Here is a 2,212-nt window from a genome sequence, read left to right as displayed (position 1 = left end):
GCGCGGCTAGCAGCTCATGCTCAGTATGTGCATAACCAAATAAATGATGCTGTAATTCATGACCTTAACTATCCAACTCATAACACCCCAGTAGAACAAAATGTATTAAATTGGGTAATGCGTGGATATCCCCCACCCCGATAATTTAATCACAACTAACTTGACACTGCCCTTAACCTACTCCTGCCACCTCAGTATCATTTGCTCTGAGGTGGCAGGTTATTATTTGCCATCTGATTGTTGCCGATACATCATAATCACTAAGCCGCCTTTCGTAGCTATCTTCATAGTGTGACCATCCTGTAGCTGGTCGAGTTTAAATGCGTCGTACAGTTCGTTAACAGCTTTTTGCTTTCGCTCTTCCTTGCGGCGATTGTAATAGGCACTGACCAGTAGGCCGCCCAACCAGTTCATCGCCTTAAGCAAAATATACAGGTAACCAATTACCATGAGGCCGCCTGTCATATAGCCAATAATCATCTCACCCATTATTTCCTCTGCATTCAGTCTTCACATATTCCTGCAAATATCTCAGTTTTGCCCTGTCGTTGATGATGCCTTCTCGGATATCGAGAACAGTAGATCCAGTTTCTCCAGTGAGTTCGACGGTGGTTGGAGTGACCACGCTGCCGGAGGTAACGGTTTCAGACACGGGGCAGGCGGCTTTGATGCGCAGCTTGCGACGACCAGCGGCAACATCAGCCCGAAGAGTGTCGATTTCAGTCTTGGCATTGGCGAGTTCCTGAGTGTGTTTGGTATCTAACTCTGTGAGGTGCTTGATGCTTTCTTGCTGGGTGGCGTTGATAGCAACTTGTTCAGATAGCTTAGTGGTCAACGATTGATTCGCACCCGCCAGCTTCCCGTTCTCTGCATACACCGAATAGATGGAATATACGGCTGAACCCATCAGCGCGATAACTACAATCACAGCACCAAATCTTAATTGCCATTTCATGGCCGCCTACCAACAAATTGATTGTATTTCTTGCCTAAAAGATAGAATCCAAAAACAATCGGCGTAAAAACAACCACTATCGGCCATATGATTGACATGAACAAAACGACACCGTACTCTTCCGGATCGTTAGCTCGTTTTTCTATCAATGTAAAAATAATGAACGCCGCAATAAAACCGACAACATAAAAAATTATTGGAGCCAGAATAATACCCATCGTTCAATTCCTCATAGCAGTTCAAACGCCTGTACGAAGATGTCATCAGAATAAGGCTGCTTGCCGTTCTCCATCTGGATCATCGCCTTAGCCAATGCTGTCATGATGGATTTGTCATTAACATCAATCACGGCATGGCTGGATACACCGACTGTTTGGCTCACATACGTGATGTAGCTCTCAGTGTCATTTTCATTCGGTGGCGCCCAACGAGAAATAAACTGGCGGATCGTATTATCACCGTAGAGTTTCACGTAATTGCGCAGGATTTTAAGCATCGCCCGAATGCCGTACTCTGGCGCGATAAACTGACAGAATGACTTATCAGTTTGTCTGCCGCACAGTCCCTGCCATTGGTCACCGTGGCGGATATTGCCCGGATTGTTGTTGCGAATACCTCTGGTCACTGTTTATTCCTCGTTGTTGTTCAGCAAGTTGCCGACATCCCAACTGTACATACTGGTGCGAACCTCTACCCCTGTATCCAGAAAAATAGCTGTACCGCTATTACCGTTGTAATCAATGGGCTGAAAATGCGTGATGCGTTCCAAAACAACGGTTGTTGGATACATCCGACTACTAACTCCATAAGGAGGGAAGTCATAAGTGTTCATGATTACCTTTTCATTCGGGATGTTTCACCCATTTCATACCGATCATCAATGAGTTCGTCATCATCGCCATTAAATTTCGCCATCGCATCACAACAAACTGCACAACAACGATAGTGTATGATTTCACCATCAAATACCCATGTTGATAATCTGGCGATGGATTTCAGGGGGATGATTTCATCGCAGATATGACAACGAGCCGATTTGCGGGTTATGCCGATTTTGTCTTTCAGGCAGCGTTCAGAACCGTCACCAAAATCACCCCAAAATAAATCAAATGACAGAACGGCATCCGTGTAATTTTGGTCTCTTGTCATTATTTATCCCCCAAACGTTTATTAATGGCACGAACAGCAAACTCACGTAGCTTCTCTACGCCAATAAACCCAATGGCACCCCCGATAGCCGGTGCAAAATTGGCAGGA

Annotated in this window: 7 protein-coding genes; all 7 read right to left on the bottom strand. The window is 45.3% G+C overall.

Annotation, left to right across the window (positions count from 1 at the left end; all coding sequences use genetic code 11):
- Positions 1-222 precede the first annotated feature (222 nt).
- Complete coding sequence (locus tag Xedl_RS19295; RefSeq protein ID WP_279625380.1) at positions 223-465, bottom strand: DUF4752 family protein; 243 nt, start codon at positions 463-465, stop codon at positions 223-225.
- Positions 466-481: 16 nt separating this feature from the next.
- Positions 482-955: a lysis protein gene (locus Xedl_RS23825; RefSeq protein ID WP_143187494.1), complete on the bottom strand. Its 474-nt coding sequence runs from the start codon at positions 953-955 to the stop codon at positions 482-484.
- Positions 952-1,173, bottom strand: a complete 222-nt coding sequence (locus tag Xedl_RS19285) for a hypothetical protein (RefSeq protein WP_074025324.1) — start codon at positions 1,171-1,173, stop codon at positions 952-954. Before Xedl_RS19285 ends, Xedl_RS23825 begins: the two co-directional genes overlap by 4 nt.
- Before the next feature lie 11 nt (positions 1,174-1,184).
- Positions 1,185-1,580, bottom strand: a complete 396-nt coding sequence (locus tag Xedl_RS19280) for a structural protein (protein WP_074025322.1) — start codon at positions 1,578-1,580, stop codon at positions 1,185-1,187.
- 3 nt (positions 1,581-1,583) lie between these two features.
- Positions 1,584-1,787, bottom strand: coding sequence for a hypothetical protein (locus Xedl_RS26005; protein WP_143187493.1), 204 nt, complete (start codon positions 1,785-1,787; stop codon positions 1,584-1,586).
- Positions 1,788-1,789: 2 nt separating this feature from the next.
- Positions 1,790-2,104 carry a hypothetical protein gene (locus Xedl_RS19275; RefSeq protein ID WP_074025320.1) on the bottom strand — a complete coding sequence of 105 codons (315 nt, stop codon included), beginning with the start codon at positions 2,102-2,104 and terminating at the stop codon, positions 1,790-1,792.
- Positions 2,104-2,212, bottom strand: a 109-nt coding sequence (locus tag Xedl_RS19270) for a phage holin family protein (protein ID WP_208605100.1), incomplete at its 5' end; no start/stop codon positions are given. The genes Xedl_RS19275 and Xedl_RS19270, both read right to left, overlap by 1 nt.

Source organism: Xenorhabdus eapokensis, assembly GCF_001908105.1.
The sequence above is the reverse complement of the archived record's forward strand: the minus strand, read 5'-3'. Positions and strand labels throughout refer to the sequence as shown.

Excerpts from the sequence above, each read along its gene's own strand:
- Xedl_RS26005 (WP_143187493.1), bottom strand. The coding sequence starts at position 1,787 with ATGAACACTTATGACTTCCCTCCTTATGGAGTTAGTAGTCGGATGTAT.
- Xedl_RS19295 (WP_279625380.1), bottom strand. The coding sequence starts at position 465 with ATGACAGGCGGCCTCATGGTAATTGGTTACCTGTATATTTTGCTTAAG.
- Xedl_RS23825 (WP_143187494.1), bottom strand. The coding sequence starts at position 955 with ATGAAATGGCAATTAAGATTTGGTGCTGTGATTGTAGTTATCGCGCTG.
- Xedl_RS19275 (WP_074025320.1), bottom strand. The coding sequence starts at position 2,104 with ATGACAAGAGACCAAAATTACACGGATGCCGTTCTGTCATTTGATTTA.
- Xedl_RS19285 (WP_074025324.1), bottom strand. The coding sequence starts at position 1,173 with ATGGGTATTATTCTGGCTCCAATAATTTTTTATGTTGTCGGTTTTATT.